Origin of the sequence: Paraburkholderia sabiae, assembly GCF_030412785.1 — a bacterium.
Taxonomy (GTDB): Bacteria; Pseudomonadota; Gammaproteobacteria; order Burkholderiales; family Burkholderiaceae; genus Paraburkholderia; species Paraburkholderia sabiae.
Map to the genome: position 1 here is coordinate 6,176,075 of NZ_CP125295.1, position 23,308 is coordinate 6,199,382.

General features: G+C 62.2%; 28 protein-coding genes, 1 tRNA gene and 1 pseudogene. 5 read left to right on the plus strand and 25 right to left on the minus strand.

Features of this window, described 5'->3' with window-relative positions:
- Positions 1-24: 24 nt before the first annotated feature.
- Together QEN71_RS27715 and QEN71_RS27720 are read right to left on the minus strand one after the other, a co-directional pair.
- Positions 25-618 carry a nitroreductase family protein gene (locus QEN71_RS27715; protein WP_201655516.1) on the minus strand — a complete coding sequence of 198 codons (594 nt, stop codon included), beginning with the start codon at positions 616-618 and terminating at the stop codon, positions 25-27.
- A gap of 183 nt (positions 619-801) precedes the next feature.
- Positions 802-2,085 carry an MFS transporter gene (locus QEN71_RS27720; RefSeq protein ID WP_201655513.1) on the minus strand — a complete coding sequence of 428 codons (1,284 nt, stop codon included), beginning with the start codon at positions 2,083-2,085 and terminating at the stop codon, positions 802-804.
- 167 nt (positions 2,086-2,252) lie between these two features.
- Here QEN71_RS27720 and QEN71_RS27725 point away from each other — a divergent pair, with 167 nt between their 5' ends.
- Together QEN71_RS27725 and QEN71_RS27730 are read left to right on the plus strand one after the other, a co-directional pair.
- Positions 2,253-2,885, plus strand: coding sequence for a TetR/AcrR family transcriptional regulator (locus QEN71_RS27725; RefSeq protein WP_201655510.1), 633 nt, complete (start codon positions 2,253-2,255; stop codon positions 2,883-2,885).
- Positions 2,886-2,912: 27 nt separating this feature from the next.
- Entirely contained in the window at positions 2,913-3,482 is a 570-nt protein-coding gene (locus tag QEN71_RS27730) for a DUF1415 domain-containing protein (RefSeq protein WP_201655507.1), read from the plus strand.
- A 13-nt stretch (positions 3,483-3,495) separates the two neighbouring features.
- Here the strand turns inward: QEN71_RS27730 and QEN71_RS27735 are convergent, their stop codons facing one another.
- Entirely contained in the window at positions 3,496-4,332 is an 837-nt protein-coding gene (locus tag QEN71_RS27735) for a class I SAM-dependent methyltransferase (RefSeq protein ID WP_201655504.1), read from the minus strand.
- A 392-nt stretch (positions 4,333-4,724) separates the two neighbouring features.
- Between QEN71_RS27735 and QEN71_RS27740 the strand changes: the two genes are divergently transcribed.
- Positions 4,725-5,045 (plus strand): type II toxin-antitoxin system HicA family toxin, encoded by a 321-nt coding sequence (locus QEN71_RS27740; RefSeq protein WP_028367569.1) that lies wholly within the window; start codon positions 4,725-4,727, stop codon positions 5,043-5,045.
- Between the two features lie 96 nt (positions 5,046-5,141).
- Here QEN71_RS27740 and QEN71_RS27745 read toward each other — a convergent pair whose 3' ends face one another.
- A complete protein-coding gene (locus QEN71_RS27745; RefSeq protein ID WP_201655501.1) occupies positions 5,142-5,351 on the minus strand; it encodes a DUF1059 domain-containing protein in 210 nt (69 codons plus the stop codon).
- Positions 5,352-5,673: 322 nt separating this feature from the next.
- On the opposite strand from QEN71_RS27745, the pseudogene QEN71_RS27750 reads away from it, so the two are divergent.
- Positions 5,674-6,830: pseudogene (locus QEN71_RS27750) on the plus strand (TIGR03862 family flavoprotein).
- Positions 6,831-6,846: 16 nt separating this feature from the next.
- On the opposite strand, the gene QEN71_RS27755 reads toward QEN71_RS27750, so the two are convergent.
- The 8 genes from QEN71_RS27755 to QEN71_RS27790 form a co-directional block, all read right to left on the minus strand.
- On the minus strand, positions 6,847-7,971 hold the full coding sequence (locus QEN71_RS27755) for a methyltransferase (RefSeq protein ID WP_201655498.1): 1,125 nt from the start codon (positions 7,969-7,971) through the stop codon (positions 6,847-6,849).
- Between the two features lie 188 nt (positions 7,972-8,159).
- Positions 8,160-8,235, minus strand: a tRNA-Thr gene (locus QEN71_RS27760).
- 19 nt (positions 8,236-8,254) lie between these two features.
- Entirely contained in the window at positions 8,255-8,734 is a 480-nt protein-coding gene (locus QEN71_RS27765; protein ID WP_201655495.1) for a ClpXP protease specificity-enhancing factor, read from the minus strand.
- A gap of 75 nt (positions 8,735-8,809) precedes the next feature.
- A complete protein-coding gene (locus tag QEN71_RS27770) occupies positions 8,810-9,421 on the minus strand; it encodes a glutathione S-transferase N-terminal domain-containing protein (protein ID WP_006052302.1) in 612 nt (203 codons plus the stop codon).
- 95 nt (positions 9,422-9,516) lie between these two features.
- Complete coding sequence (locus tag QEN71_RS27775; protein ID WP_201655492.1) at positions 9,517-10,272, minus strand: cytochrome c1; 756 nt, start codon at positions 10,270-10,272, stop codon at positions 9,517-9,519.
- Between the two features lie 23 nt (positions 10,273-10,295).
- Positions 10,296-11,678 (minus strand): cytochrome b, encoded by a 1,383-nt coding sequence (locus QEN71_RS27780; protein WP_201655489.1) that lies wholly within the window; start codon positions 11,676-11,678, stop codon positions 10,296-10,298.
- The gene (gene petA / locus QEN71_RS27785; RefSeq protein ID WP_035989002.1) at positions 11,678-12,295 is read right to left on the minus strand and encodes a ubiquinol-cytochrome c reductase iron-sulfur subunit; all 618 of its coding nucleotides are present in this window, start codon (positions 12,293-12,295) and stop codon (positions 11,678-11,680) included. The genes QEN71_RS27780 and petA overlap by 1 nt, the downstream gene beginning before the upstream one ends.
- Before the next feature lie 219 nt (positions 12,296-12,514).
- On the minus strand, positions 12,515-13,261 hold the full coding sequence (locus tag QEN71_RS27790; RefSeq protein WP_201655486.1) for a Nif3-like dinuclear metal center hexameric protein: 747 nt from the start codon (positions 13,259-13,261) through the stop codon (positions 12,515-12,517).
- Between the two features lie 19 nt (positions 13,262-13,280).
- Here QEN71_RS27790 and QEN71_RS27795 point away from each other — a divergent pair, with 19 nt between their 5' ends.
- Complete coding sequence (locus tag QEN71_RS27795) at positions 13,281-14,489, plus strand: Do family serine endopeptidase (protein WP_201655483.1); 1,209 nt, start codon at positions 13,281-13,283, stop codon at positions 14,487-14,489.
- A 98-nt stretch (positions 14,490-14,587) separates the two neighbouring features.
- Here QEN71_RS27795 and tatC read toward each other — a convergent pair whose 3' ends face one another.
- The 13 genes from tatC to hisC all read right to left on the minus strand — a co-directional run bounded on the left by tatC (position 14,588) and on the right by hisC (position 23,169).
- Positions 14,588-15,367, minus strand: a complete 780-nt coding sequence (gene tatC / locus QEN71_RS27800; protein ID WP_201655480.1) for a twin-arginine translocase subunit TatC — start codon at positions 15,365-15,367, stop codon at positions 14,588-14,590.
- A 42-nt stretch (positions 15,368-15,409) separates the two neighbouring features.
- The gene (gene tatB, locus QEN71_RS27805) at positions 15,410-15,961 is read right to left on the minus strand and encodes a Sec-independent protein translocase protein TatB (RefSeq protein WP_201655477.1); all 552 of its coding nucleotides are present in this window, start codon (positions 15,959-15,961) and stop codon (positions 15,410-15,412) included.
- A 55-nt stretch (positions 15,962-16,016) separates the two neighbouring features.
- The gene (gene tatA / locus QEN71_RS27810; RefSeq protein ID WP_201655648.1) at positions 16,017-16,253 is read right to left on the minus strand and encodes a Sec-independent protein translocase subunit TatA; all 237 of its coding nucleotides are present in this window, start codon (positions 16,251-16,253) and stop codon (positions 16,017-16,019) included.
- Positions 16,254-16,567: 314 nt separating this feature from the next.
- On the minus strand, positions 16,568-16,933 hold the full coding sequence (locus QEN71_RS27815; protein ID WP_201655474.1) for a histidine triad nucleotide-binding protein: 366 nt from the start codon (positions 16,931-16,933) through the stop codon (positions 16,568-16,570).
- Between the two features lie 46 nt (positions 16,934-16,979).
- Positions 16,980-17,375: a DUF4870 family protein gene (locus QEN71_RS27820; RefSeq protein ID WP_028367582.1), complete on the minus strand. Its 396-nt coding sequence runs from the start codon at positions 17,373-17,375 to the stop codon at positions 16,980-16,982.
- A gap of 103 nt (positions 17,376-17,478) precedes the next feature.
- Positions 17,479-17,853, minus strand: a complete 375-nt coding sequence (locus QEN71_RS27825; protein ID WP_201655471.1) for a phosphoribosyl-ATP diphosphatase — start codon at positions 17,851-17,853, stop codon at positions 17,479-17,481.
- On the minus strand, positions 17,850-18,260 hold the full coding sequence (gene hisI / locus QEN71_RS27830; RefSeq protein ID WP_201655468.1) for a phosphoribosyl-AMP cyclohydrolase: 411 nt from the start codon (positions 18,258-18,260) through the stop codon (positions 17,850-17,852). Before hisI ends, QEN71_RS27825 begins: the two co-directional genes overlap by 4 nt.
- Position 18,261: 1 nt before the next feature.
- Positions 18,262-19,035, minus strand: coding sequence for an imidazole glycerol phosphate synthase subunit HisF (gene hisF / locus QEN71_RS27835; RefSeq protein ID WP_201655465.1), 774 nt, complete (start codon positions 19,033-19,035; stop codon positions 18,262-18,264).
- A 127-nt stretch (positions 19,036-19,162) separates the two neighbouring features.
- Positions 19,163-19,915: a 1-(5-phosphoribosyl)-5-[(5-phosphoribosylamino)methylideneamino]imidazole-4-carboxamide isomerase gene (gene hisA, locus QEN71_RS27840; protein WP_201655462.1), complete on the minus strand. Its 753-nt coding sequence runs from the start codon at positions 19,913-19,915 to the stop codon at positions 19,163-19,165.
- Positions 19,916-20,125: 210 nt separating this feature from the next.
- Complete coding sequence (hisH, locus tag QEN71_RS27845) at positions 20,126-20,767, minus strand: imidazole glycerol phosphate synthase subunit HisH (RefSeq protein ID WP_201655459.1); 642 nt, start codon at positions 20,765-20,767, stop codon at positions 20,126-20,128.
- On the minus strand, positions 20,764-21,384 hold the full coding sequence (locus tag QEN71_RS27850; protein ID WP_201655456.1) for a MarC family protein: 621 nt from the start codon (positions 21,382-21,384) through the stop codon (positions 20,764-20,766). Before QEN71_RS27850 ends, hisH begins: the two co-directional genes overlap by 4 nt.
- Positions 21,385-21,459: 75 nt before the next feature.
- Complete coding sequence (gene hisB / locus QEN71_RS27855; RefSeq protein WP_028367589.1) at positions 21,460-22,047, minus strand: imidazoleglycerol-phosphate dehydratase HisB; 588 nt, start codon at positions 22,045-22,047, stop codon at positions 21,460-21,462.
- A gap of 51 nt (positions 22,048-22,098) precedes the next feature.
- Positions 22,099-23,169, minus strand: coding sequence for a histidinol-phosphate transaminase (gene hisC / locus QEN71_RS27860; RefSeq protein WP_201655453.1), 1,071 nt, complete (start codon positions 23,167-23,169; stop codon positions 22,099-22,101).
- Positions 23,170-23,308: the final 139 nt, after the last annotated feature.

Consider the following 23,308-nt stretch of genomic DNA (forward strand, 5'->3'; position numbering starts at 1 on the left):
TTGCACATCACCGTTAATGACGGATCAGAACCCCTTGTTCCAAGCCCCGGCAAATGCGATATCGCCGAGCGGCACGCGCGTGCGCGCCGCCTTTTCCCGTTCACGCAGCACGGGATCGAGCTTGTCGACCTCGCCGTAGTGCGCCAGCGAAATCATCGCGATCACCTCGACGTCGTCGGGTACGGCGAACGCCTTGCGGAACGCGTTGACGTCGAACCCACTCATCTGATGCGCGGCGAGGCCCAGCGCATGCGCCTGCAACACCAGCGACAACGCGGCCGCGCCCGCGTCGTACGGCGCACAGCGGTTGATTTCGCCCTTCGACGTCAGCGTATGCGCCGTCACACAGATCAGAACAGGCGCATTCGCGTTCCAGCCCTGGTTGAACGGCACGAGCGTGTCGAACGCCTTCTTGAACGAGACTTCGTCCGTCGAGCGGTCGAACACCAGGAAGCGCCACGGCTGCAGGTTATAGGACGAAGGCGCCCAGCGCGCCGCCTCGAGCACCGCGCGCAGCTGTTCGCGGCTCACCGGCTCCCTCGAATAGGCACGTGGGCTCCAGCGACCGGCGATCAGGTCATGAATGGGAACGTCGGTGGCTGCGGGTTTCTTGGTCATGCGCATCTCTCGGTCGAAATTCATGATCGGCGGGCAGCAGCCCGAGGGCCACTAGCATAACCCGATGTGAGTGCATCCCGCGTTGCAGGTCGCGCAGAAAGATATCGCGTGAGCGCATAAGAAAAGCGCGTCGAGCCTTTTCAGCCGCGACGCGCCGTTTGCACCTTGAACCCGATTACGACGTCAGGCCGCCTGCGCCGCCACGCTCCGCTCGCCGCGATTGATCCGCAGCACGATGATCGACGCGACGATGCACAAACCGCCCGAAATCATCGACGCCACCGTGTACGTACCGAGGCTCGCGCGCAGCATGCCCGCGCCGAGCGCAGCGAACGCCGCGCCAAGCTGATGCCCTGCCACGACCCAGCCGAATACGACAGGCGCCGAGTCCTTGCCGTAGACATCCGTGGCAAGACGCACGGTCGGCGGAACGGTCGCGATCCAGTCGAGGCCGTAGAACACGGCGAACAGCGGCAAGCCGAAGAAATCGATGCCGAACGCGTGCGGGAGATAGATCAGCGACAAACCGCGCAGCCCGTAGTACCAGAACAGCAGCACGCGAGCGTTGAAGCGGTCCGACAGCCAGCCCGACAGCGTCGTGCCGAACAGATCGAAAATGCCCATCGCCGCGAGCAGCGACGCGCCCTGCACTTCCGTCATCCCGTAGTCGCCGCACATCGCGATCAGGTGCGTGCCGACGTAGCCGTTCGTGCTCGCGCCGCAAATGAAGAAGCTGAAGAACAGCAGCCAGAAATCGCGCGTCTTGCTCGCCATCGCGAGCGTGCCGAAGGCGATCGCGAGCGGGTTCTTGTTGCTCATGTCGGAGCGGATCGGCGCGTCGGCGGGTTCGCCGAACGGCCGCAGCGCCATATCGGCGGGACGCTCCGGCAGGAGGAACGCGACGAGCGGCAGCACGACGGCGGCGGCGATCGCGACCGTCCATACGACGGGCCGCCAGCCATGATGCTGCGCAATCGCCGCGAGCAGTGGCAGGAACACCAGCTGGCCCGTCGCCGAGCTGGCCGTCAGGATGCCCATCACCAGACCACGATGCGTGGTGAACCAGCGGTTCACCACCGTCGCCGACAGCGTCAGCGCCGCCACGCCCGTCGCGCCGCCGACCATCACGCCCCACACGAGGATCATCTGCCACGGATGCGTCATCAGCGACGACAGCCCGACGCCCGCCGCCATCGTGCCGAGCGCGATGAGAATTGTCGGCCGCACGCCGAAACGCTGCATCGCCGCCGCCGCGAACGGTCCCATCAGCCCGTACAGCGCGATATTCACCGAAATCGCCAGCGAGATCGTCGCGCGGCTCCAGCCGAAATCGTGTTCGAGCGGCACCATCATCACGCTCGGCGTCGCGCGTGTGCCGGCTGCGGCGAGCAGCACCAGAAACACCACTGCCACGGCCAGCCAGCCGTAGTGGAAGCGCCCACGAATCATTCTTGCTGCCCAGTTCATCGGTTCTCCAAGTTCTTTTTCGGCTGACGGACATCGCCCTGCGAGCCACGTCGGATTTTTACCAACTTCGTAAAAGACTTGTGACTGACCTGTCACAATTGGTGTTGCGATCTTAGTTACCGGTCGGTAACATGTCAAGACATCTCAATATGAACCCCAAGCCCAACATGGCTAATTCCGACACCGCCAAACCCGCCTCGAGCCGTCGCGCGCAGACGGCGGGCTCCGACGCGCAGCAGCATCTGCTGCGCGCCGCCGCCGACCTGTTCTACAAGGAAGGCGTGCGCGCGGTGGGCGTCGATGCTGTCGTCGAGCGCGCGGGCGTCAACAAGATGAGCCTGTACCGGCAGTTCTCATCGAAAGACGATCTGGTCGTCGCGTACCTGGAACAGTCCGACGAGAACTTCTTCGCGCGCTTCGACGAAAGCCTCGCCAGGCATCCGGGCGAGCCGCGAAAACAGCTCGTCCAGTATTTCGACGATCTGGCCGGACGCGCGTCGAAGGAAGACTATCGCGGTTGCCCGTTCGTCAACGTGTCGGCCGAGTTTCCCGATCCGTCGCATCCGGCTCGCGTTTGCGTGCTGAACAACAAGACCAGGCTGATGCAGCGTCTGAACGATCTGTGCGCGGAAGCGGGCGCGCGCGATCCGGCCGAACTCGCGAACGGACTCGCGCTGCTGATCGAAGGCGTGTATGCGTCGAGCCAGACGTACGGCCCGGGTTGCGGACCGATCAAGGTTGCGCCGCGCGTCGCGGAGCAGCTGGTCGCACAGGCTTGCGGAGACGCGCCGGTAAAATAGCGGTTTCGTTTTTTTGCTGGCACCGCCATGTCTTCGCCGTCCCCCGATTCCCACGCTGCCATTCTCGACGCCACGCGCCACTGGCTGACGCGCGCCGTCATCGGGCTGAATCTGTGTCCTTTCGCGAAGGCGGTGCACGTGAAGAATCAGATTCGCTACACGATCAGCGAGGCCGCCGACGTGGAAGGCGTCCTGACCGATCTGGAAACCGAGTTGCGTACGCTGATGGACGCCGATCCCGCCGACATCGACACGACGCTGCTGATCATCCCGCACGCACTCGGCGATTTTCTCGAGTACAACGACTGCCTGTTCTTCGCGGACCGGATGCTCAAGCAGTTGCGCCTGGAGGGCACGCTGCAGATCGCGAGCTTTCACCCGCAGTATCAGTTCGAAGGCAACGAGCCGGACGATATCGAGAACTACACGAATCGCGCGCCCTACCCGATCCTTCACCTGTTGCGGGAAGCGAGCATCGAGCGCGCAGTCGACGCCTTCCCCGACGCCGCCGACATCTACGAGCGCAACGAAGCAACGATGCGGCGCCTCGGTCTCGAAGGCTGGCGCCAATGGATGAGCGAGCCGGCCAAAGACTGAGCCGGCCGAGTTTCTAAGTTAAAGCCTCGGCGTAGAAGCGCTCGCGCAACTCTGTGATGCCGAGCGTCTCCAGCACTTCATTGAGCCGCTCGGTGGGACGCCGACGCGGCAAATCTTTATAGGTCGCGATGATGAGTTCGTTCTTCATCGAATGCTCCCAGCCGACCAGTTCCGTCACGTTGACCTGATACCCGTGCGCTTCCAGTTGCAGGCAGCGCAGCACATTCGTGATCTGGCTGCCGAACTCGCGCGTATGCAGCGGATGCCGCCAGATTTCCGTCAGCGCGCTGCCGAGCGACTTGCCCTTGTTCTTGCGCAGCACGCCCGCCACCTCCGCCTGACAGCACGGCACGACGACGATGTATTTCGCATGTTTTTCGAGCGCGAAGCGGATTGCATCGTCGGTGGCCGTGTTGCACGCGTGCAAAGCGGTGACGATGTCGATGTTCGGCGGAAGTTTGTCCGACGAAATCGACTCGGCTACAGAAAGATTAAGAAACGACATACCCTTGAAGCCGAGGCGCTCCGCAAGCTCCTCCGACTTCGACACGAGTTCCTCGCGCGTCTCAATGCCGAAGATATGCGAGTTATCGCGCAGTTCCTTGAAGAACAGGTCGTAGAGAATAAAGCCGAGGTAGGACTTGCCCGCGCCGTGATCGACGAGGGTCAGTTCACCTTTCGTCTCTTTCAGGTCTTGGAGCAGCGGCTCGATGAACTGGAACAGGTGATAGACCTGCTTGAGCTTGCGGCGGCTGTCCTGGTTCATCTTGCCGTCGCGCGTCAGGATATGGAGCTCTTTCAGCAGTTCGACGGATTGATTAGGACGGACTTCGTAGGTTTTGCTGGACATCGAATGAGCGCGCCACCGATTGCATCGCGAACGTGCGTCAGGTGACGGAAGAAGGGAAAAGTGTCTGTCAGTTTACCCAAAGCGCGAAGAGATCGTCCCGATTCTTCCGCGTCGACGGCGACACCGACCCTCGTCTGGAACGTTTCATGCATGAAAACGTCCGATTTTCGAGTCGGCTGGAACGCGTGTCGCATGGCAGTCGTCCGTTGCAAGCCCGGAACAGTCTGACGGCTTGCACGATGCATAACGAAAGACAAGCTACCGGTTGCTGCAGCGTCGAATGACGCCGGTACGCATAGGGGAGGTCGGACCGGAACACCGGTTCGAACGTAACGTAACCTGAAGCGCACCGGGACTGAAACGAAGCGCGCTCAGATCTGATGAGGCGGCAAATGGATACGACACCCAACGGAAACGCCGAGCAGAAGTTTCAGGAGCTCATGGCGAAGCTGCTGGCCACGCCCGAGTGGACGGAAAAGCAGCAGCTGGAACTCGAAATGGCGCGCGACATCTCGGTCGAGATGCTGCGGCTCGCGGAAGCCATGCGCGACGGCAGCGTCGACATGGAGACGTGCCTCACCCTGCTCAAATACGCGAAAGTGCTGGACTTCGTGATGACGACACTCGCATCACGCCGCGACATCAAACCCCAGACACTGCGCGTGATCTTCAAACTGGCCGGACTCAAGGTCGACGAAGCCTATCCGGGCTGAGTTCGCGATGGACGGCGCGGGCACGCTCGCGCCGTCCGGTCTGCTGTTCCACCGTTGTTCGTCGCGGCTCGGGTTGCCGCTCGTGCGCATCGATCGTCACGCTGCGGCGGGCGCGAGCGGCGGCGTGCCGTCGTGGAACATCGACCTCAACTGGCTGCGCAGTTCGGGCGAATCGCTGTGTTTGTGCGCCTGAATCGCGTGCGCGACGGCGGCTTCGAGCAGTTCATTTTCCGAATCGGCGCACAGCGCGACGGTGCAGTTGATGTCGCTCGGGCATTCGCGGCAATCGATGTATTTGCGGCCCATGACAGACTCCTCAGATCAAAGCGTCGCGCGCAACGCGTGCGCCGGCGTGACCCCGGCGAGTTCTTCGCAAGGCCTCGGGCAGCGGCGGGATGCGTGAGTTGTGCGCGGCAGGGCGGCGCGACAAGCGCCGGGGAAGCAAGGTGGGTGAGAAAAGTATAGGTCGGGTTCTAAGTCGGGTAGCTGTCGTCGCCTGATCGCGATTGGCCGGCCGGCACGTTCGTTTGCCCCGGTTTGCTTCGTTTGCCCAGCTTCCAGGCCGGTGGGACAATACCGGCCTTCGCGCCGAGCGCGCTTCACCGCCATTCACTTCCGCTTCTCATCGATGTCGAACTCGCCCGATCACATCACGCGTCACGTCCGCGTAGCCGTCATCGGCGGCGGCCCGGCGGGGCTGATGGCCGCCGAAGCGCTGGCTCGCGGCGGCGTGCGCGTCGACGTGTACGACGCGATGCCGTCCGTTGGCCGCAAGTTTCTGATGGCGGGCAAAGGCGGCATGAATATCACGCACTCGGAGCCCATCGAGCCGTTTCTCGGCCGTTACGGCAAGCGGCGCGCCGACATCGCGCCGCTGCTCGATGTGCTCGGGCCGGACGCGCTGCGCCGATGGCTCGACGAGTTGGGGGTCGCGACGTTTGTCGGCAGCTCGGGCCGCGTGTTTCCGACCGACATGAAAGCTGCGCCGATGTTGCGCGCGTGGCTGCATCGGTTGCGCGAAGCGGGCGTGCAGTTTCATATGCGGCACAAGTGGATCGGTTGGAGCGCGTCCGCCTCACCTGACATGCATGGCTTGCGTTTCGCGACGCCCGACGGCGAGCGCGATGTGACGGCAAACGCCGTCGTGTTCGCGCTGGGCGGCGGCAGCTGGGCGCGTCTCGGCTCCGATGCGGCGTGGGTTCCGCTGATGCAGCAGCGCGACATTCCCATCGCGCCGCTCCTACCGACGAACTGCGGCTTCGACGCCGACTGGACCGCCTATTTCCGCGAACGTTACGCGGGCCAGCCCGTGAAGCCGGTTTCGATGTCCGTCGAAGGCGCGGACGGGACGGTCCAGCATCGACAAGGTGAGTTCGTCGTAACGTCGACGGGGATCGAAGGAAGTCTCGTGTACGCGATGTCCGCGACCATCCGCGATCGCATCTGCACAGCCGGATCGGTATCACGGGCGTGAAGCTTGGCCTGCTGCACGAATGCGTGTCGAAGGACGATTTCACCGACGCCGAGAAGCTTGCGCAAGCGATCAAGTCCTTGCCGTTGCGGCTGACGCGCGCCCGTCCCATCGATGAAGCCATCAGCAGCGCGGGCGGCATTCCGTTCGAAGCGCTCGATAGCGCGTTGATGGTCCGCCAGTTGCCCGGCGTGTTCTGCGCGGGCGAAATGCTCGACTGGGAAGCGCCGACGGGCGGCTATCTGCTGACCGCGTGCTTTGCCAGCGGCCTCGTGGCCGGCAGCGGCGCGCTAGCCTACGTTCAGAAGGCCTGACCCGAGCCCTCACTCGTCATTTGGCCTTGAGCCGCCATAACGACGTGATTTCGGCCACGCGAGCCGCGTGCAGCGGATCGGAAGCGTCGCTCGCTTTCGGATGACGCGGCTTGATGTCCTCTCTTCCCACAATCCGCAAACCCGCCTTGTCGATCGCGGCGAGCAGCCAGTCGTGCGTCCGCATGCCGAGATGCTCCGCGAAATCCGACAGGATCAGCCAGCCTTCCCCGCCCGGTTCGAGATGCTCGGCGAGTCCGCTCAGAAAGCCGAGCAGCATGCGGCTTTCGTAGTCGTACACGGCGTTTTCGATCGGCGAGGCGGGACGCACCGGCAACCACGGCGGATTGCACACGACGAGCGGCGCGCGGCCATCGGGAAACAGGTCGGCAGCGATCAGATCGACCTGTTGATCGTAGCCGAGCCGTGTGAGGTTTTCTCTCGCGCACGCGAGCGCGCGCGGATCCTGATCCGTCGCGACGATGCGCTTGACGCCCCGCTTTGCCAGAACCGCCGACAGCACGCCCGTCCCGACGCCGATATCGAACGCCAGTTCCTGCGTCGGCAACGGTGTCCGCGCGACGAGATCCACGTACTCGCCTCGCACGGGCGAAAACACGCCGTAGTGCGGATGGATGCGCTCGTCCAGCGCCGGAATCTCGACGCCCTTCTTCCGCCATTCATGCGCGCCGATCAGACCGAGCAGTTCGCGCAGCGAGACCACGGACGCTTCCTGCGTCGGCGGCCCGTAGACCTCTTCGCAAGCCTGCTGGACATCCGGCGCGCGGCGCAACGGAATCGTGTAGTCGCCCTCGAGCGGAATCAGCAGCATCCCGAGCGTGCGCGCGCGTTGCGACTGCGCCTGCCGGTGAAGATTGAACGCATCGAGCGGATTGGCCGCCTGCTTGCGCGGCTTGCGTTCGAGACGACGGGTCATCGCCTGCAACAGTTGACGCGCGTTCTGGAAATCGCCGCGCCACAGGAGCGCCGTGCCTTCGCAGGCGAGGCGATAGGCGGCATCGGCCGTCGTGCGGTCGTCGGCGATCACGACGCGCTTCGCGGGCGGGACGGCGGCTTCCGAGCGCCAGCGGGCTGAATGTGGGCCGTCGGCTTCGGGCCAGGTGAGGGTGGGATGGTCGGTCATGAGTGCGGTGTGTGACGCGAAAAACGGTGCACGGATGCGTGCACCGCGTGGACTTCGCTTCGATGTTCGTATTGTATTGAACGTTCCAGCGACGCCGCGCTTAGACGCTCGCAACGCTTCGCCCGGAGCGCGCGGCGCCGCAAAAGCAAAACGGGCCACGCGTTACCGCGTGGCCCGTTTCTGACTACTGGTGCCGGCTGCAGGACTCGAACCCGCCACCTCATGATTACAAGTCAAGCGCTCTACCTGATGAGCTAAGCCGGCCTGAGTGCGCGATTCTACTTCATTTCACGACTTTGAGGTGGGCTCGTCCGCCACCTTTCGTGCCGTCGTCGTCGGGCGTCGGATCCTTGTCGGTTTCGCCGACCTTCTCCGCCGCCGGCGCCGCTTCCGCAGGCGCTTCTTCGATCACGGCTTCATCGTCCTCGGAATCCGTCGCCTCGCCGCCCGCCGACTCGACCGGGAACGCCATACCCTGACCGTTCTCGCGCGCGTAAATGGCGAGCACGTTGTTCACAGGCACCTCGATCTTGTGCGACTTGCCCGAGAAGCGCGCGTGAAACTCGATCCACTCGTTGCCCATCTGCAGCTGGCTGGTCGCCTCGAAGCTGATGTTCAACACGATCTCGTTGTCGCGCACGAACTGGCGCGGCACGCGCGTCTGGTTGTCGACACGCACCGCGATATGCGGCGTATAGCCGTTATCGGTACACCATTCGTACAGCGCGCGCAGCAGGTACGGCTTCGTGGAAATCTCTTGCATCAACTGTCCTCGTGCCGGGCTGGCGCGCGAACCAGAACGGAACGCCGCGCGCCGCACCCGAAGCCAATCTCAAACTCAGCGGCGCATCACCTTTTCCGACGGCGTCAGCGCTTCGATATAGGCCGGACGGCTGAAAATACGCTCGGCGTACTTCATCAGCGGCGCAGCGTTCTTCGACAGTTCGATGCCATAGTGATCCAGACGCCACAGCAGCGGCGCGATCGCGACGTCGAGCATCGAGAACTCTTCGCCGAGCATGTACTTGTTCTTCAGGAAGATCGGCGCGAGCTGCGTAAGACGGTCGCGGATCGCGAGGCGCGCCTTTTCGTGGTTCTTCTCGGCGGCCTTGCCCTTTTCGTTTTCGAGCGTGCCGACGTGGACGAACAGTTCCTTCTCGAAATTCAGCAGGAACAGACGCGCGCGCGCACGTTGAACGGGATCGGCCGGCATCAGCTGCGGATGCGGGAAGCGCTCGTCGATGTACTCGTTGATGATGTTCGATTCGTACAGGATCAGATCCCGTTCGACGAGGATCGGCACCTGACCATACGGATTCATCACGGCGATGTCTTCCGGTTTGTTGAACAGGTCGACGTCGCGGATTTCGAAGTCCATGCCCTTTTCGAACAACACCAGCCGGCAGCGCTGGGAGAACGGGCAAGTAGTGCCGGAATACAGAACCATCATGTTTGCGTTTCCTCAAAAAACTTAAAGGGCCAGCGAGCGGGAAAAACCGTCTTGCGGTCTTCCCTTGCGCCGGCCCCACACCAGTTACGGCGTGACTATTTGATATCTTTCCAGTACGCGGCGTTCAGTCGCCAGGCGAAAAAGCTCAGAACGCCCAGGAACAGCAGCACCCACACGCCAAGCTGACGACGGGTTTTCTGCGTCGGTTCGGACATCCATGAAAGGTACGACACGAGGTCGGCCACAGCAGAATCATAATCTACCGGCGACATCGTCCCCGGCGTCACCTGCTGGAATCCCACGAATTTCTTGACCTTTTCCTTCGTGTTTTCGTCGATATCCTCTTCGAACTTCGCCGTTCTCTGCCCCTGAAGCTGCCACAGCACGTGAGGCATGCTCACGTTCTCGTACACCATATTGTTCCAGCCGGTCGGCCGTGTGTCATCGCGGTAAAAACTGCGCAAATACGTGTACAGCCAGTCACGGTTCTTTGCCCGCGCTTCCACCGACAGATCCGGCGGCGTCGCGCCGAACCACGCTTTCGCGTCGTCGGGGCGCATGGCGACCGTCATCGTGTTGCCGACTTTATCTGTCGTGAACAGCAGGTTCTTTTCAATTTCCTTCTGCGAAATGCCGATATCCTGCAATCGGCTATAGCGCATCAGGTTCGCGCTATGGCAATTCAGGCAGTAGTTTACAAACAATTGGGCGCCATGCTGCAACGAGGCAATATTCTCCGCGTTGTCGGGCGCACGGTCGAGCGGAAACTCGCCTTCCGCGCGAGCAGGCGCCGTGGACAGCGCCAGCACGGTTGCACCGAGCAGCGCGAGCGTCGAAAGCAGTTTTTTCATCGTCGTTTTCTCCTGGCTCGCGGTTAGTGGGGTTTGAACCGCACTCGTTCGGGCGGCTGCTTGAACTTGCCAAGCGGCGTCCAGAACGGCATGCCGAGGAAAAACGCGAAGTAGACCAGCGCGCAGATCTGCGCGATCAGCGTCGCGGCCGGCGACGGCGGCTTCGTGCCGAGGAACGCCAGCGTCAGGAACGCCAGCACGAAGATGCCGTAAAACACCTTGTGGAAGAACGGCCGGTAACGGATCGACTTCACGGGCGACCGGTCGAGCCAAGGCAGGAAAAACAACGACACCACCGCGCTGCCCATCACCACGACACCCCAGAACTTCGACTCGGTGAACGCCATCGCGAGGATCACGAGAATGGCCAGCACGGGCAGCCCGAGCTTCCACTTGCCGCGTGCACGGATCAGCGCGAACAGCCCGAGCAGGCCGATCACGACCATCAGCACGATCTTGAACGGATCGGTGGTTGCGCGGAGCATCGCGTAGAAGGCGGTGAAGTACCAGACGGGCGCGATTTCAGGCGGCGTCTGCAGCGGGTTGGCGGGGACGAAGTTGTTCGACTCGAGGAAGTAGCCGCCCATCTCCGGCGCAAAGAAGATGATCGCCGCGAACACCATCAGGAACACGCACACGCCCATGAAGTCGTGCACGGAGTAGTACGGATGGAACGGAATGCCGTCGAGCGGGATGCCCTTCGCGTCCTTCTTTGCCTTGATCTCGATGCCGTCGGGGTTGTTCGACCCCACTTCGTGCAGCGCGACGATATGCGCGACCACCAGCCCGAGCAGCACGAGCGGAATCGCGATCACGTGAAACGCGAAGAAGCGGTTCAGCGTGACGTCCGACACGACGTAGTCGCCGCGAATCCACAGCGACAGGTCCGGGCCAACAAACGGAATCGCCGAGAACAGGTTCACGATCACCTGCGCGCCCCAGTACGACATCTGGCCCCACGGCAGCAGGTAACCGAAGAACGCCTCGGCCATCAGGCACAGGAAGATCGCGCAGCCGAAAATCCACACCAGCTCGCGCGGCTTGCGATACGAGCCGTACAGCAGCCCGCGGAACATGTGCAGATACACGACGACGAAGAACATCGACGCGCCCGTGGAGTGCATGTAGCGGATCAGCCAGCCCCACGGCACCTCGCGCATGATGTACTCGACCGAGGCGAACGCGAGCGTCGCGTCGGGCTTGTAGTTCATCGTCAGGAAGATGCCCGTGACGATCTGGTTGACCAGCACCAGCAGGGCAAGCGAACCGAAGAAGTACCAGAAGTTGAAGTTCTTCGGCGCGTAGTACTCGGAGACGTGAGCTTTCCAGGTCGCCGTCATCGGAAAGCGGCGATCGATCCAGCCCGTCAGACCCGTTGTTTCTACTTCCTTTTCGGTCGTCGCCATTACGCTTCTCCTTTCTCGTCCTTGCCGATCACGAGCGTGTTGCCTGTGATCATGTAGGGCGGGATATCGAGGTTTTGCGGCGCAGGTTTGTTCTTGAAGACGCGGCCGGCCAGGTCGTACGTCGAGCCATGGCACGGGCACAGGAAGCCGCCCGGCCAGTCGTCGGGCAGATTGGGCTGTGCGCCTTCCTGGAAGCGCGGGGTCGGCGTGCAGCCCAGATGGGTGCACACCGCGACGGCAACGAAAAGGTTCTTGTGTTCGGGGCGCGAGCGGAACTCGTTCTTCGTGTAGTCCGGCTCGGGCATCGAAAACGGATTCTTGCTTTCCGGATCGGCGACTTCCTTGTCGGCCTTCTGAACGTCGGCCAACTGCTTGTCCGTGCGATTGATGATCCAGACGGGCTTGCCGCGCCAGGCGACCGTCATCATGTCGCCGGGCTTCAGATTGGAGATATCGACTTCGACGGGGGCACCCGCCGCTTTGGCTTTTTCGGATGGTGCAAACGAACTAACAAAGGGTACGACGGTGGCGACGCCTCCGATGCCACCTGCTACGGTCGTCGCAATCAGCCAGCTACGGCGGCCGCCATCGACGCGTTCATCTTCCTTGTCTCGCATCACACGCCCCACTTCTGAGTTGGATTTTTCCTTCACGTCGGGTCTACCGCCGCTAGTTTGCTCGAATGGAGTCGGCATTTACAAGGGCCGATTGCCAAAAACCGTGCGAAGTCATTGATAAATCAGGGTTTCCCCGCACGGATCGCAAACCTTTTTACGGCTTTTATTAAGCATTTCCTCCGTTTTTCAAACCTTTTGATCGCGTAATCCTGCCGATATTCAAACTGGATTATGAATATCTATAAACAGGTGTTCGAGCTCGAACTGTTCGGACAGATGCGTACCCAGCGCCTGCACGCCGTAGCGCTCGGTGGCGTGGTGTCCCGCGGAAATGAATGCGACGCCGCTTTCCGCCGACATATGCGTGACCTGCTCCGAAATTTCGCCTGTCAGGTAGACGTCGGCGCCTGCATCGATGGCGGCTTCGAAGTAGCCCTGCGCCCCGCCCGTGCACCACGCGACGCGGCGCAGGTTCTTGTCGGGGTCGCCCAATACGAGCGGCGTGCGGCCGAGCGTCTGCTCGACTTCGGCGGTGAAGTGACTGAGCGTGATCGGCATCGGCAGCGTGCTCATCCAGCCGATGTCATTGTCGCCGAAGCGGCCATCGGGGATCAGGCCGAACTTCGCGCCGAGCTGCGCGTTGTTGCCGTAGAGGGGATGGTCGTCGAGCGGCAGATGGAACGCGAACAGGTTCAGGTCGTTCGCGAGCAGCGCCTTGAGCCGGTGATATTTGCGGCCCGTAATTTGCGGCGCCTCGTTGCGCCAGAAGTAGCCATGATGGACGAGCACGGCGTCGGCGCCCCACTCCAGCGCGGCTTCCAGAAAGGCCAGCGACGCCGTCACCCCCGTCGCGATTTTCTCGATCCTGCGTCGCCCTTCGACTTGCAGACCGTTCGGGCAATAGTCCTTGAAGCGAGAGATTTCAAGGAGGTTGTTCAAGTACAATTCGAGTTCGATCCGATCCATATACACCTCTAATTTTCAGATGCTCAGACGCTTTTGGCTGTTCTTCGCCCAGGCGGTGACCGTGCTGCTGGCGCTGATGTTCATCATTGCGACCCTCAAACCGCAGTGGCTGCAACGTCAAGGGCAGTTCGGCAAGCAGCTGGCCGAGCCGATCGTCGCGCTCCGAGAGGTGGCACCCGGAATGGGCAGCGGCGGCCAGGTCCAGAATTCCTACGCCGACGCGGCGCAAAAGGCGATGCCCGCCGTCGTCAACGTCTTCTCCAGCAAGGACGGTTCACTCCCGCCCGACCCGCGCGCAAAAGACCCGCTGTTCCGTTACTTCTTCGGCGACAAGAACAAAAAGCAGCAAGAGCAACCCGCGGCCAACCTCGGCTCGGGAGTTATCGTGAGTTCGGAAGGTTACATTCTAACGAACCAGCATGTCGTCGACGGCGCGGATCAGATCGAAATCGCACTCGCCGACGGCCGCACCACGAATGCCAAGGTGATCGGCGTCGATCCCGAAACCGATCTGGCCGTGCTCAAGGTCAACATGACCAACCTGCCCACCATCACGCTCGGCCGCATGGATCAGACCCGCGTCGGCGACGTGGTGCTCGCGATCGGCAATCCGTTCGGCGTTGGACAGACGGTCACGATGGGCATCGTCAGCGCGCTCGGCCGGAATCACCTCGGCATCAACACGTTCGAGAACTTTATCCAGACCGACGCGCCGATCAATCCGGGTAACTCCGGCGGTGCGCTCGTCGACGTGAACGGCAATCTGCTCGGCATCAACACGGCGATCTACTCGCGCTCGGGCGGCTCGCTCGGCATCGGCTTTGCGATTCCCGTGTCGACGGCGCGCAGCGTGCTGGAGAGCATCATCACGACGGGCTCGGTGACGCGCGGCTGGATCGGCGTCGAACCGCAGGACGTGACGCCGGAAATTGCCGAATCGTTCGGGCTCGAGCAGAAATCGGGCGCGATCGTCGCGGGCGTGCTGAAAGGCGGTCCGGCCGACAAGGCCGGCATCAAGCCGGGCGACATCCTGGTATCCGTGAACGGTCAGGACATCACCGATACGACGCGTCTGCTGAACGTGATCGCGCAGATCAAGCCGGGCACCGACGCGAAGGTGCATCTGGTGCGCAAGAACAAGGAAATGGATCTGACGGTGATGATCGGCAAGCGTCCGCCGCCGCCGAAGCAGCCTTCCGACGAAGGCGACGACGAAGACGGCGGTTGAGGTCTAGCCGCACTGCACGGCCATGCAAGGCAAAAAGGGCAGTCTCCAACGGAGCACTGCCCTTTTTTGTTGCCCGAACGACGCGGTTCCTGAAACCGCTAACCCGCCGGGTTCCCTTCGTTCTCCGCCGGCGCCACAGGCTTGCTGACGAAGAGCCGCGCCGCGATGATGCCCGCCTCGTACAGCACGATCAGCGGGATCGCGAGAATCAGTTGCGAGAACACGTCCGGCGGCGTCACCACGGCCGAAATCACGAACGCACCGACGATCACGTAAGGACGGATCTCCTTGAGCTTCTTGATCGTCAGAATGTTCATGCGCACGAGCAGCACGACGACGATCGGCACTTCGAACGTCACGCCGAAGGCAATGAACATCGTCAGCACGAAACTCAGGTAATTGTCGATATCGGTGGTCATCTCCGCGCCGAGCGGCGCGTTGTAGTGCGCCATCACGCGGAAGATGGTCGGAAACACGACAAAGTACGCGAACGCCATGCCGCACAGAAACAGCGTATAGCTGCTGCCGACCAGCGGCCCGACCAGCTTCTTCTCATGCTGATACAGCCCTGGCGCGACGAACGCCCAGATCTGATACAGCACGATGGGCAGCGCGATCACGAAAGCGACGAGCATCGTCACCTTCATCGGCACGAAGAACGAGCCGGTGACGTCGGTGACGATCATCTTGCCGTCCTTCGGCAGATTGTTCATCAGCGGGCGCGCGAGCAGCCGGAAGATGTCGGGTGCCCAGTAGACGAGCCCGACGAACACGACGATCACCGCGATACCCGCCCGCATGATGCGGTCGCGTAGTTCGACGAGATGCGAGATGAAGGTCTCTTCAGCGCCTTCGTTCTGGTTTTGGGGGTCGCTCACACCGGCCCTCGGTTGGAATTTGATGCGCGGGACATCGGAAGATCAGAAGAAGCGCGTCGGCCGGCGCAGGCTGACGGGCGTATGCCGCGCGACGCGCGCCGCGCCCGACTGCACGCGTGTGCGTCGCGAGACTGCGCGCTTGTACCAGGTCGGCGTAGCCGTCTGCTTGACGCGCCAGTTCTTGCGTTTCGGCGCGGCCACGCTCGGGCTCGACCACAATGCGCCGCCGTACGACGAACTGGAAGACCCGTCCGCGGCGGAAGCGAGGGCTTCCGTCGCGCCGCCTGCAACGCTCGGCGACACCGACGTGCCCTGCGACCACGCCTCGTTCAGTTCGGTTTCGTGCTTGCGCAGATTGTCGTGAATCGTGGTCTCGACGTTTTGTGCCGCCGACTCGAACTCGGTCTTCATGCGACGCAATTCATCGAGTTCGATTTCACGCGTGACTTCGGCCTTCACGTCGTTGATATAGCGTTGTGCGCGGCCGAATAGCGCGCCCGCCGTGCGGGCCACGCGCGGCAAGCGCTCAGGCCCGAGCACGACCAGCGCGACCACGCCGATCAACGCCATCTTGGTCAAACCGAGGTCCAGCATGGATTGGGCTTCCCGTCAGTGCGCGCGTGTCAGCGCAAGCTCGGCTGGCGCCGGATTAGCGGGAATCGCCGGAATGCGGCGCCTTTTCCTTTGCGTCGACATCGACGGTGTTTGTACGCGACAGCTGGTCACGCTGCTGTCCTTCAGGCGTTTCGTTTTCCTTCATGCCTTCCTTGAAGCCCTTCACCGCGCCACCCAGATCAGTGCCGATATTGCGCAGCTTCTTCGTGCCGAACACCAGAGCGACGATCAGCAAAACGATCAGCCAGTGCCAAATACTCAACGAACCCATAAAAATCTCCTTAACCCCCGCCGTCGTACTTGAGCGACGGCAACTGTGTGCCTTGCGGCCTGAATCGAAGCGCATATTCAGGCGCGCCCCGTTTGCGAAACTACCGCCGACGCCTGTTTATTTCGTCGGCGCCCTCGGTCCCATTATGAACACGTCTGCGAGTCGCTGTCGTTACATCCCTACATAAAATAACGGCCTCGCAGCGCCGGACTCGCCATTGTGCGTAGTCAAAAAGCGTATGCGGCGAATCTTTGTCGAGCGGCCTGGCGCTGCGCGTACGCTGACGCACTCACTTCCCGCCCTGCCGACCGCTTTCAGCCCATCCTCAGCCACGGGCGCGGTCCCGCCAGCAGATGCGCGTGCAGGTGATAGACCTCCTGACCGCCACCCGGCCCCGTATTGATGACCGTGCGGAAACCCGTCTGTCCACCCTTGTACGCGACGCCCAGCTGGTCGGCGAGACGCGCAACCAATATCAACATTTTACCAAGCAGGGCGGAATCGCTCTCGGTACAGTCCGACAGCGTCTCGATGTGCTTGCGCGGTATCACGAGCACATGCGTTTCGGCCGCTGGACGGATGTCGCGGAACGCGAGGAACTCGTCGTCTTCGTGGACTTTCGTCGACGGGATCTCGCCCGCGGCGATCTTGCAGAAAAGGCAGTTCGGATCGTGGCTCATGATCTTGATGGACGGCGAGCGCGGCGCGCGCCCGATGCGGCGCGGGTCAGAACCAGCCGCGCGGATTCGTCAGCGGCTTGTTGTCGTACAGGAACAGCCAGCCTTTGATAATACGGTACAACGTCCAGATCGCGACAGCCCACAGGATGGGCACGCCGATCAGCACGATAAAGAGCGCGACGCCGATCAGATGGCCGATCAGTCCCATCCAGAACGTGCGGATCTGCCAGTCGAAATGCTGCTCGTACGGCGTGCCGACGGTCTCCGGCCGCTTGATGTAATTGAGGATGATCGCGACCAGCACCGAAATGCCGCCTGTCAGCCAATACACGGCATAAAGCGCGTAGATGATGTGAGTCAGCGTGCGCAGACTGCGCTGCCGGTCGATCTCGACCGCGCTCTGATACGACGGAGGCGGATATCCGCCGTGCGACTGTTCCATGCTTGCGTCCTCCTGGAGGGTGCGAGTGGATGCCAATTGCAATGTCGTGCCGACAGCGTGATTTTCAAGGCTGCCGCGGCCCAGTTGCCGCTCAGTCCGCTGCTCAGTCGCCGTTCTGCTCGCGCTCGCGGCTCTTGCGCAGGGCCTTTTCTTCAATGCCCGACAGCCCTTCGCGGCGCTCCAGTTCGGCGAGCACGTCGGCGGGGCTCAGGTCGAAGTGCGACAACATGACCAGGCAGTGAAACCACAGATCGGCAGTTTCGCTGACGAGCGCCTTGCGCTCCGCGCCGAGGCGAATGTCCTTCGCGGCCAGCACGACTTCCGTCGCTTCCTCGCCGATCTTCTTCAGCACGGCGTCGTCGCCCTTGTGGAACAGGCGCGAAACGTAGGAAGCATCGGGATCGCCGCCCTTGCGGCTGTCGATAACGGCAGCGAGGCGCAGAAGCGTGTCGCCCGTGGATTGCGTATCTTGCGTCATTTGTAGATGTGTTCGGGGTCTTTCAGCACGGGATCGACGGCAACCCAGTTGCCGGAATCGACCGAGCCTTCGAATTTCTGGAAAAAGCACGAATGCCGGCCGGTGTGGCACGCGATGCCCGACACCTGCTCGACCTTCAGCAGCACGACGTCTTCGTCGCAATCGAGCCGCACTTCATGCACATGCTGCACGTGGCCCGATTCTTCGCCCTTGAACCAGAGGCGCTGACGCGAGCGCGAGAAATAGACCGCGCGGCCCGTTTCGATCGTCTTGGCGAGCGCCTCGCGGTTCATCCACGCGAACATCAGCACGTCGTTCGTCGACGCTTCCTGCGCGATCACGGGCACGAGGCCGTTCGCGTCCCACTTCACCTTGTCGAGCCAGCCGACTTCAGACGGATTGACCACGTTACAACCTCACCGAAATGCCTTGATCGGCCATGAAGCGCTTGCACTCGCCGACTGTGTGCTCGCCATAGTGGAAGATGCTCGCGGCCAGCACGGCGTCCGCACGGCCTTGCGTGATGCCGTCGGCGAGATGCTGCAGCGAGCCCACGCCACCCGACGCGATCACAGGAACGGACACGGCATCCGACACGGCGCGCGTCAGCGCAATGTCGAAGCCGCTCTTCGTGCCGTCGCGATCCATGCTGGTCAGCAGGATTTCGCCCGCGCCGAGTTCCGCCATCTTGCGCGCCCACTCGACGGCGTCGAGGCCCGTATTCTTGCGGCCGCCGTGCGTGAAGACTTCCCAGCGCGGCGTCTCGCCTTCGGCGGACACGCGCTTCGCGTCGATCGCGACGACGATGCATTGCGAGCCGTATTTATCCGTCGAGTCGCGCACGAGCTGCGGATTCGCCACCGCCGACGAGTTCATGCTGACCTTGTCCGCACCCGCGTTCAGCAGACGCCGGACGTCTTCGACGGCGCGAACGCCGCCGCCGACCGTCAGCGGAATGAACACCTGCGAAGCCACCGCTTCGATGATCGGCAGGATCAGATCGCGCTGGTCGGAAGTCGCCGTTATATCGAGGAACGTGAGTTCGTCCGCGCCCTGCTCGTCATAGCGACGTGCAATTTCGACAGGATCGCCGGCATCGCGCAACTCGACGAAATTGACGCCCTTGACCACGCGGCCAGCCGTGACGTCCAGACAGGGAATGATGCGTTTAGCTAAAGCCATGATCTTGCTAGTTCTTGCCAATACCGCTGGTGAGGCCGCTCGCCTGTGCGTGATTCGCAGGTAAGCGGCGCAAGGCCGGCACGCCGGGCGCTGCGTAACACGCCGGAACGCGCACCCGAACGTGCGCTCAGGCGTCGTCCGATTCGCGCAGGCGATCCGCGTGCGTTTGCGCCGCGGCAAAGTCCAGGTCGCCCGAGTAGATCGCGCGGCCGCAAATCACGCCTTCGATCCCTTCGTCTTCCACTTCGCACAGCGCTTCGATATCGCCGAGATTCGACAGGCCGCCGCTCGCGATCACGGGAATCTTCATCGAGCGAGCAAGACGCACCGTCGCCTCGATGTTGATGCCCTGAAGCATGCCGTCGCGGCCGATGTCCGTGTAGATGATCGACTCGCAGCCGTAGTCCTCGAACTTGCGCGCGAGATCCACGACTTCATGGCCCGTCAGCTTGCTCCAGCCGTCGGTGGCCACCTTGCCGTCCTTCGCATCGAGGCCGACGATGATATGCCCGCCGAATGCCGTACACGCTTCGAGCAGGAAGCCGGGGTTCTTCACGGCCGCCGTGCCGATGATCACGTACTCGAGGCCGTCGTCCAGATAGCGTTCGATCGTGTTCAGATCGCGAATGCCGCCGCCCAGTTGCACGGGAATTTCGCCGCCGACTTCTTCGATGATCGCGCGAATCGCGTCTTCGTTCTTCGGCTTACCGGCAAATGCGCCATTCAGGTCGACGAGGTGCAGGCGCCGCGCGCCACGGTCGACCCAATGTCGGGCCATCACCGCCGGTTCCTCGTGAAAAATCGTCGCCTGGTCCATATCGCCTTGTTTGAGGCGTACACACTGACCGTCTTTCAGGTCGATGGCGGGGATCAGCAGCATAGCAATCGGGTGTTGTCAGGGAAAAAGTTGAAGTTCGGCTGGCGGAAAAACGGGCTATGGCCCGCGCCAGGCCGTTCCGCTAGTTTAGTACATGTCTTTCGGCGACCTTGCCAACGGTCTTCGCATGCGTGCGCATGTGAACGGTGCCGGGGACGAGGACGGAAAACATGGACGGTCAAAGAGGCTGAATGCCGAGACTGACGGCAGGGATCAGGGATTCCAGTGCACGAAGTTGCGATACACGCGCAGGCCCGCGTCGGCGCTCTTTTCCGGATGGAATTGGGTCGCGAAAATGTTATCCCGCGCCACCGCCGAGGTAAAGGGCACGCCGTACACCGTTTCGCCCGAAGTATGCGAAGCGTTTTCAGGCACGACGTAATAACTGTGCACGAAGTAGAAGAACGCGTTGTCCGCGACGCCGTCCCACAGCGGGTGCGGCTGCGCCTGACGGACACGGTTCCAGCCCATCTGCGGCACCTTGAAGCGCGAGCCGTCGTCCTGCAGCTGGCCTTCCAGATCGAAGCGCACCACCTTGCCCGGCAGCAGGCCGAGACCGTTCGTGTCGCCTTCCGCGCTCCAGTCGAACAACATCTGCTCGCCGACGCACACGCCCATCAGCGGCTTGTTGCGCGACGCTTCGATCACCGCGTCCTGCAAGCCGGACTCGCCGAGCGAGCGCATGCAGTCGGGCATCGCGCCCTGGCCGGGCAGCACCACGCGGTCTGCCGCACGGATGGCTTCGGGTTTGTCGACGATCGCCACGTCCGCTTCGGGCGCGGCCTTCTTCAACGCCTGGGCAACCGAGCGCAGGTTGCCCATTCCGTAATCCACAATCGCTATCGAAGTTTTCATTTCAAGTTAGGCAGCAACGCCTTTAATCCGTTGACGATGAACTCCACCGCCAGCGCCGACAACATCAAACCCATCAACCGCGTGCCGATATTGATTCCCGTCCGACCCACCCAGCGGGCAATCGGTTCAGCGAGACTCAGCGATCCGAAGCACAGCGCCGCAATCACCGCGCCGATGACGATCAGACTAATCCGCTCGTACCAGTGAGGATAGCTGGCCGAATAGACGAGGACAGTACTGATAGAGCCCGGTCCCGTCAGCAGCGGAATCGCCAGCGGCACGACGGCGATGTTGTCCTTCATTTCGGCTTCGTGCCGCTCTTCAGGCGTCGAGCGGGCGTTCCCGACCTGCGCGTTCAGCATGCTGATCGACATCAGCAACATGATGATTCCGCCGCCGACTTCAAGCGCGCCAATCGAAATGCCGAAGAAACGGATGATCTGCTGTCCCAGCAAGGTCGTGACGGCGATCACGCAGAACACCGAAATCGATGCGATACGAATCGTGCGGCGCTGTTCGGCGACCGATTGCTGCGACGTCAGGCTCAGAAAAAACGGGATGGCGCCGACGGGGTTGATCAGCGCCAGCAGCGAAATAAACGACTTGATGATATCCATCGCAAGCCGGACGCGCGCGGCGCGGCCGGTTCCAGTGGTGACGGTTAGCGCGATGAATCGCGCGCACTGAGTCGTTTAGAGGCTGCCCTTGGTCGACGGAATCTGTCCCGCCGCGCGTTCGTCGAGTTCGGTCGCCATGCGCAATGCACGGCCGAACGCCTTGAACACCGTTTCCATCTGATGATGCGCGTTCAGGCCACGCAGGTTGTCGATATGCAGCGTGACGCCCGCATGATTCACGAAGCCGCGGAAAAATTCGATGGAAAGATCGACGTCGAACGTGCCGATGCGCGCGCGCGTGAACGGCACGTGGAATTCGAGGCCCGGACGGCCGGAGAAATCGATCACCACACGCGACAGCGCTTCGTCGAGCGGCACGTACGAGTGACCGTAGCGGCGAATGCCCTTCTTGTCGCCGACCGCTTTCGCAATGGCCTGACCAAGCGTGATGCCGACGTCTTCGACGGTATGGTGGTCGTCGATATGAGTATCGCCATGCGCTTCGATGTCCAGATCGATCAGCCCGTGACGGGCGATCTGGTCGAGCATGTGATCGAGGAACGGCACGCCCGTGGCCAGCTTCTGCTGACCGGTGCCGTCCAGGTTGATCTTCACACGGATCTGCGTTTCGCTGGTGTTGCGAACGACTTCCGCAAGGCGCATGGCAATTCCTCGAATCTGACTTGAATAAAGTGGGTTGGAAAAGTGCCGGTTTCAGTTCAGCACGAGTTTCAGCGCGGCGAGCATCTGAGCGTTTTCTTCCGGCGAACCGACCGTCAAACGCACGCAATTCGCGAGCAATGGGTGCATTTTACTCACGTTTTTGATCAAAACCCGCGCTGTGAGCAGGGTTTCGAACGTCGCCGATGCATCCGGCACGCGCACGAGCAGGAAATTGCCCGCGCTCGGAAACACTTCGGCGCCCGGCAATGCGGCCACGGCTTGCGCCAGTTTCGTGCGTTCGGCGCGCAGTTCTGCGGCCTGTGCGTCGAGGGTTTCGATGTGATCGAGCAGGAAATCGGCCGTCGCCTGCGTGAGCACGTTGATGTTGTACGGCGGGCGCACCTTGTCGAATTCGTTGATCCATTCCGTGCGGCCCGCCATGTAGCCGAGGCGAATACCCGCGAGGCCCAGCTTCGACACCGTGCGCATCACGACGACGTTGTCGAACTCGCCCGCGCGCGGCATCCAGCTTTGCTGCGCGAACGGCTGATACGCCTCGTCGATCACGACAAGGCTCTTGCTCGCCGCGGCGATGATGCGCTCCATGTCGGCGGCGTCGTACAGCGTGCCCGTCGGGTTGTTCGGATACGCGAGATAGATCACGGCGGGCTGATGCTCGGCGATCGCGGCGAGCAGCGCTTGCGTATCGAGCGTGAGATCGGCCTTCAGCGGCACACCGACGAACTCCATGTTCGCGAGTTTCGCCGACATCGCGTACATCACGAAGCCAGGCACGGGCGCCAGCACCTTCGCACCCGGCGTCGCGCATGCCATCGAAATCATGCTGATCAGTTCGTCCGAACCGTTGCCGAGCAGCACTTCGCAATTCGCCGGCACGTTCATCACGCGCTTGAGCTTGTCGAGCAGCGCCTGCGGACGCGGCGCCGGATAGCGATTCAGCGCGACGCCCGCCAGATGGTCACCGAGCTGCGCAGCGAGCGCTTCGGGCAGCGAAAACGGATTCTCCATCGCGTCGAGCTTCACGAGGCCCGTCGCGTCGGCAACGGGATAACTCGTCATCGCGAGCACGTCGCGGCGAATGATGTCTTGAGGTGTCGTCATGGCGTGGGGCGCGCCTCTCTCAGTCGGCAGCGCAATAGGGGCGGCTCGTGGCCGCCCCGGGTTGAGTTCTCTGTCTTTCGTGCAAACGGCAGCCGTCTCGAATTTAGCGCGCGTCTTGTGCGCCCGAAACAGCCCGCCG

Coding starts and splice junctions, on each gene's coding strand:
- QEN71_RS27715 (WP_201655516.1), bottom strand. CDS start 618: ATGACCAAGAAACCCGCAGCCACCGACGTTCCCATTCATGACCTGATC.
- QEN71_RS27720 (WP_201655513.1), bottom strand. CDS start 2,085: ATGAACTGGGCAGCAAGAATGATTCGTGGGCGCTTCCACTACGGCTGG.
- QEN71_RS27725 (WP_201655510.1), top strand. CDS start 2,253: ATGGCTAATTCCGACACCGCCAAACCCGCCTCGAGCCGTCGCGCGCAG.
- QEN71_RS27730 (WP_201655507.1), top strand. CDS start 2,913: ATGTCTTCGCCGTCCCCCGATTCCCACGCTGCCATTCTCGACGCCACG.
- QEN71_RS27735 (WP_201655504.1), bottom strand. CDS start 4,332: ATGTCCAGCAAAACCTACGAAGTCCGTCCTAATCAATCCGTCGAACTG.
- QEN71_RS27740 (WP_028367569.1), top strand. CDS start 4,725: ATGGATACGACACCCAACGGAAACGCCGAGCAGAAGTTTCAGGAGCTC.
- QEN71_RS27745 (WP_201655501.1), bottom strand. CDS start 5,351: ATGGGCCGCAAATACATCGATTGCCGCGAATGCCCGAGCGACATCAAC.
- QEN71_RS27755 (WP_201655498.1), bottom strand. CDS start 7,971: ATGACCGACCATCCCACCCTCACCTGGCCCGAAGCCGACGGCCCACAT.
- QEN71_RS27765 (WP_201655495.1), bottom strand. CDS start 8,734: ATGCAAGAGATTTCCACGAAGCCGTACCTGCTGCGCGCGCTGTACGAA.
- QEN71_RS27770 (WP_006052302.1), bottom strand. CDS start 9,421: ATGATGGTTCTGTATTCCGGCACTACTTGCCCGTTCTCCCAGCGCTGC.
- QEN71_RS27775 (WP_201655492.1), bottom strand. CDS start 10,272: ATGAAAAAACTGCTTTCGACGCTCGCGCTGCTCGGTGCAACCGTGCTG.
- QEN71_RS27780 (WP_201655489.1), bottom strand. CDS start 11,678: ATGGCGACGACCGAAAAGGAAGTAGAAACAACGGGTCTGACGGGCTGG.
- petA (WP_035989002.1), bottom strand. CDS start 12,295: ATGCGAGACAAGGAAGATGAACGCGTCGATGGCGGCCGCCGTAGCTGG.
- QEN71_RS27790 (WP_201655486.1), bottom strand. CDS start 13,261: ATGGATCGGATCGAACTCGAATTGTACTTGAACAACCTCCTTGAAATC.
- QEN71_RS27795 (WP_201655483.1), top strand. CDS start 13,281: ATGCTCAGACGCTTTTGGCTGTTCTTCGCCCAGGCGGTGACCGTGCTG.
- tatB (WP_201655477.1), bottom strand. CDS start 15,961: ATGCTGGACCTCGGTTTGACCAAGATGGCGTTGATCGGCGTGGTCGCG.
- tatA (WP_201655648.1), bottom strand. CDS start 16,253: ATGGGTTCGTTGAGTATTTGGCACTGGCTGATCGTTTTGCTGATCGTC.
- QEN71_RS27815 (WP_201655474.1), bottom strand. CDS start 16,933: ATGAGCCACGATCCGAACTGCCTTTTCTGCAAGATCGCCGCGGGCGAG.
- QEN71_RS27820 (WP_028367582.1), bottom strand. CDS start 17,375: ATGGAACAGTCGCACGGCGGATATCCGCCTCCGTCGTATCAGAGCGCG.
- QEN71_RS27825 (WP_201655471.1), bottom strand. CDS start 17,853: ATGACGCAAGATACGCAATCCACGGGCGACACGCTTCTGCGCCTCGCT.
- hisF (WP_201655465.1), bottom strand. CDS start 19,035: ATGGCTTTAGCTAAACGCATCATTCCCTGTCTGGACGTCACGGCTGGC.
- hisA (WP_201655462.1), bottom strand. CDS start 19,915: ATGCTGCTGATCCCCGCCATCGACCTGAAAGACGGTCAGTGTGTACGC.
- hisH (WP_201655459.1), bottom strand. CDS start 20,767: ATGAAAACTTCGATAGCGATTGTGGATTACGGAATGGGCAACCTGCGC.
- QEN71_RS27850 (WP_201655456.1), bottom strand. CDS start 21,384: ATGGATATCATCAAGTCGTTTATTTCGCTGCTGGCGCTGATCAACCCC.
- hisB (WP_028367589.1), bottom strand. CDS start 22,047: ATGCGCCTTGCGGAAGTCGTTCGCAACACCAGCGAAACGCAGATCCGT.
- hisC (WP_201655453.1), bottom strand. CDS start 23,169: ATGACGACACCTCAAGACATCATTCGCCGCGACGTGCTCGCGATGACG.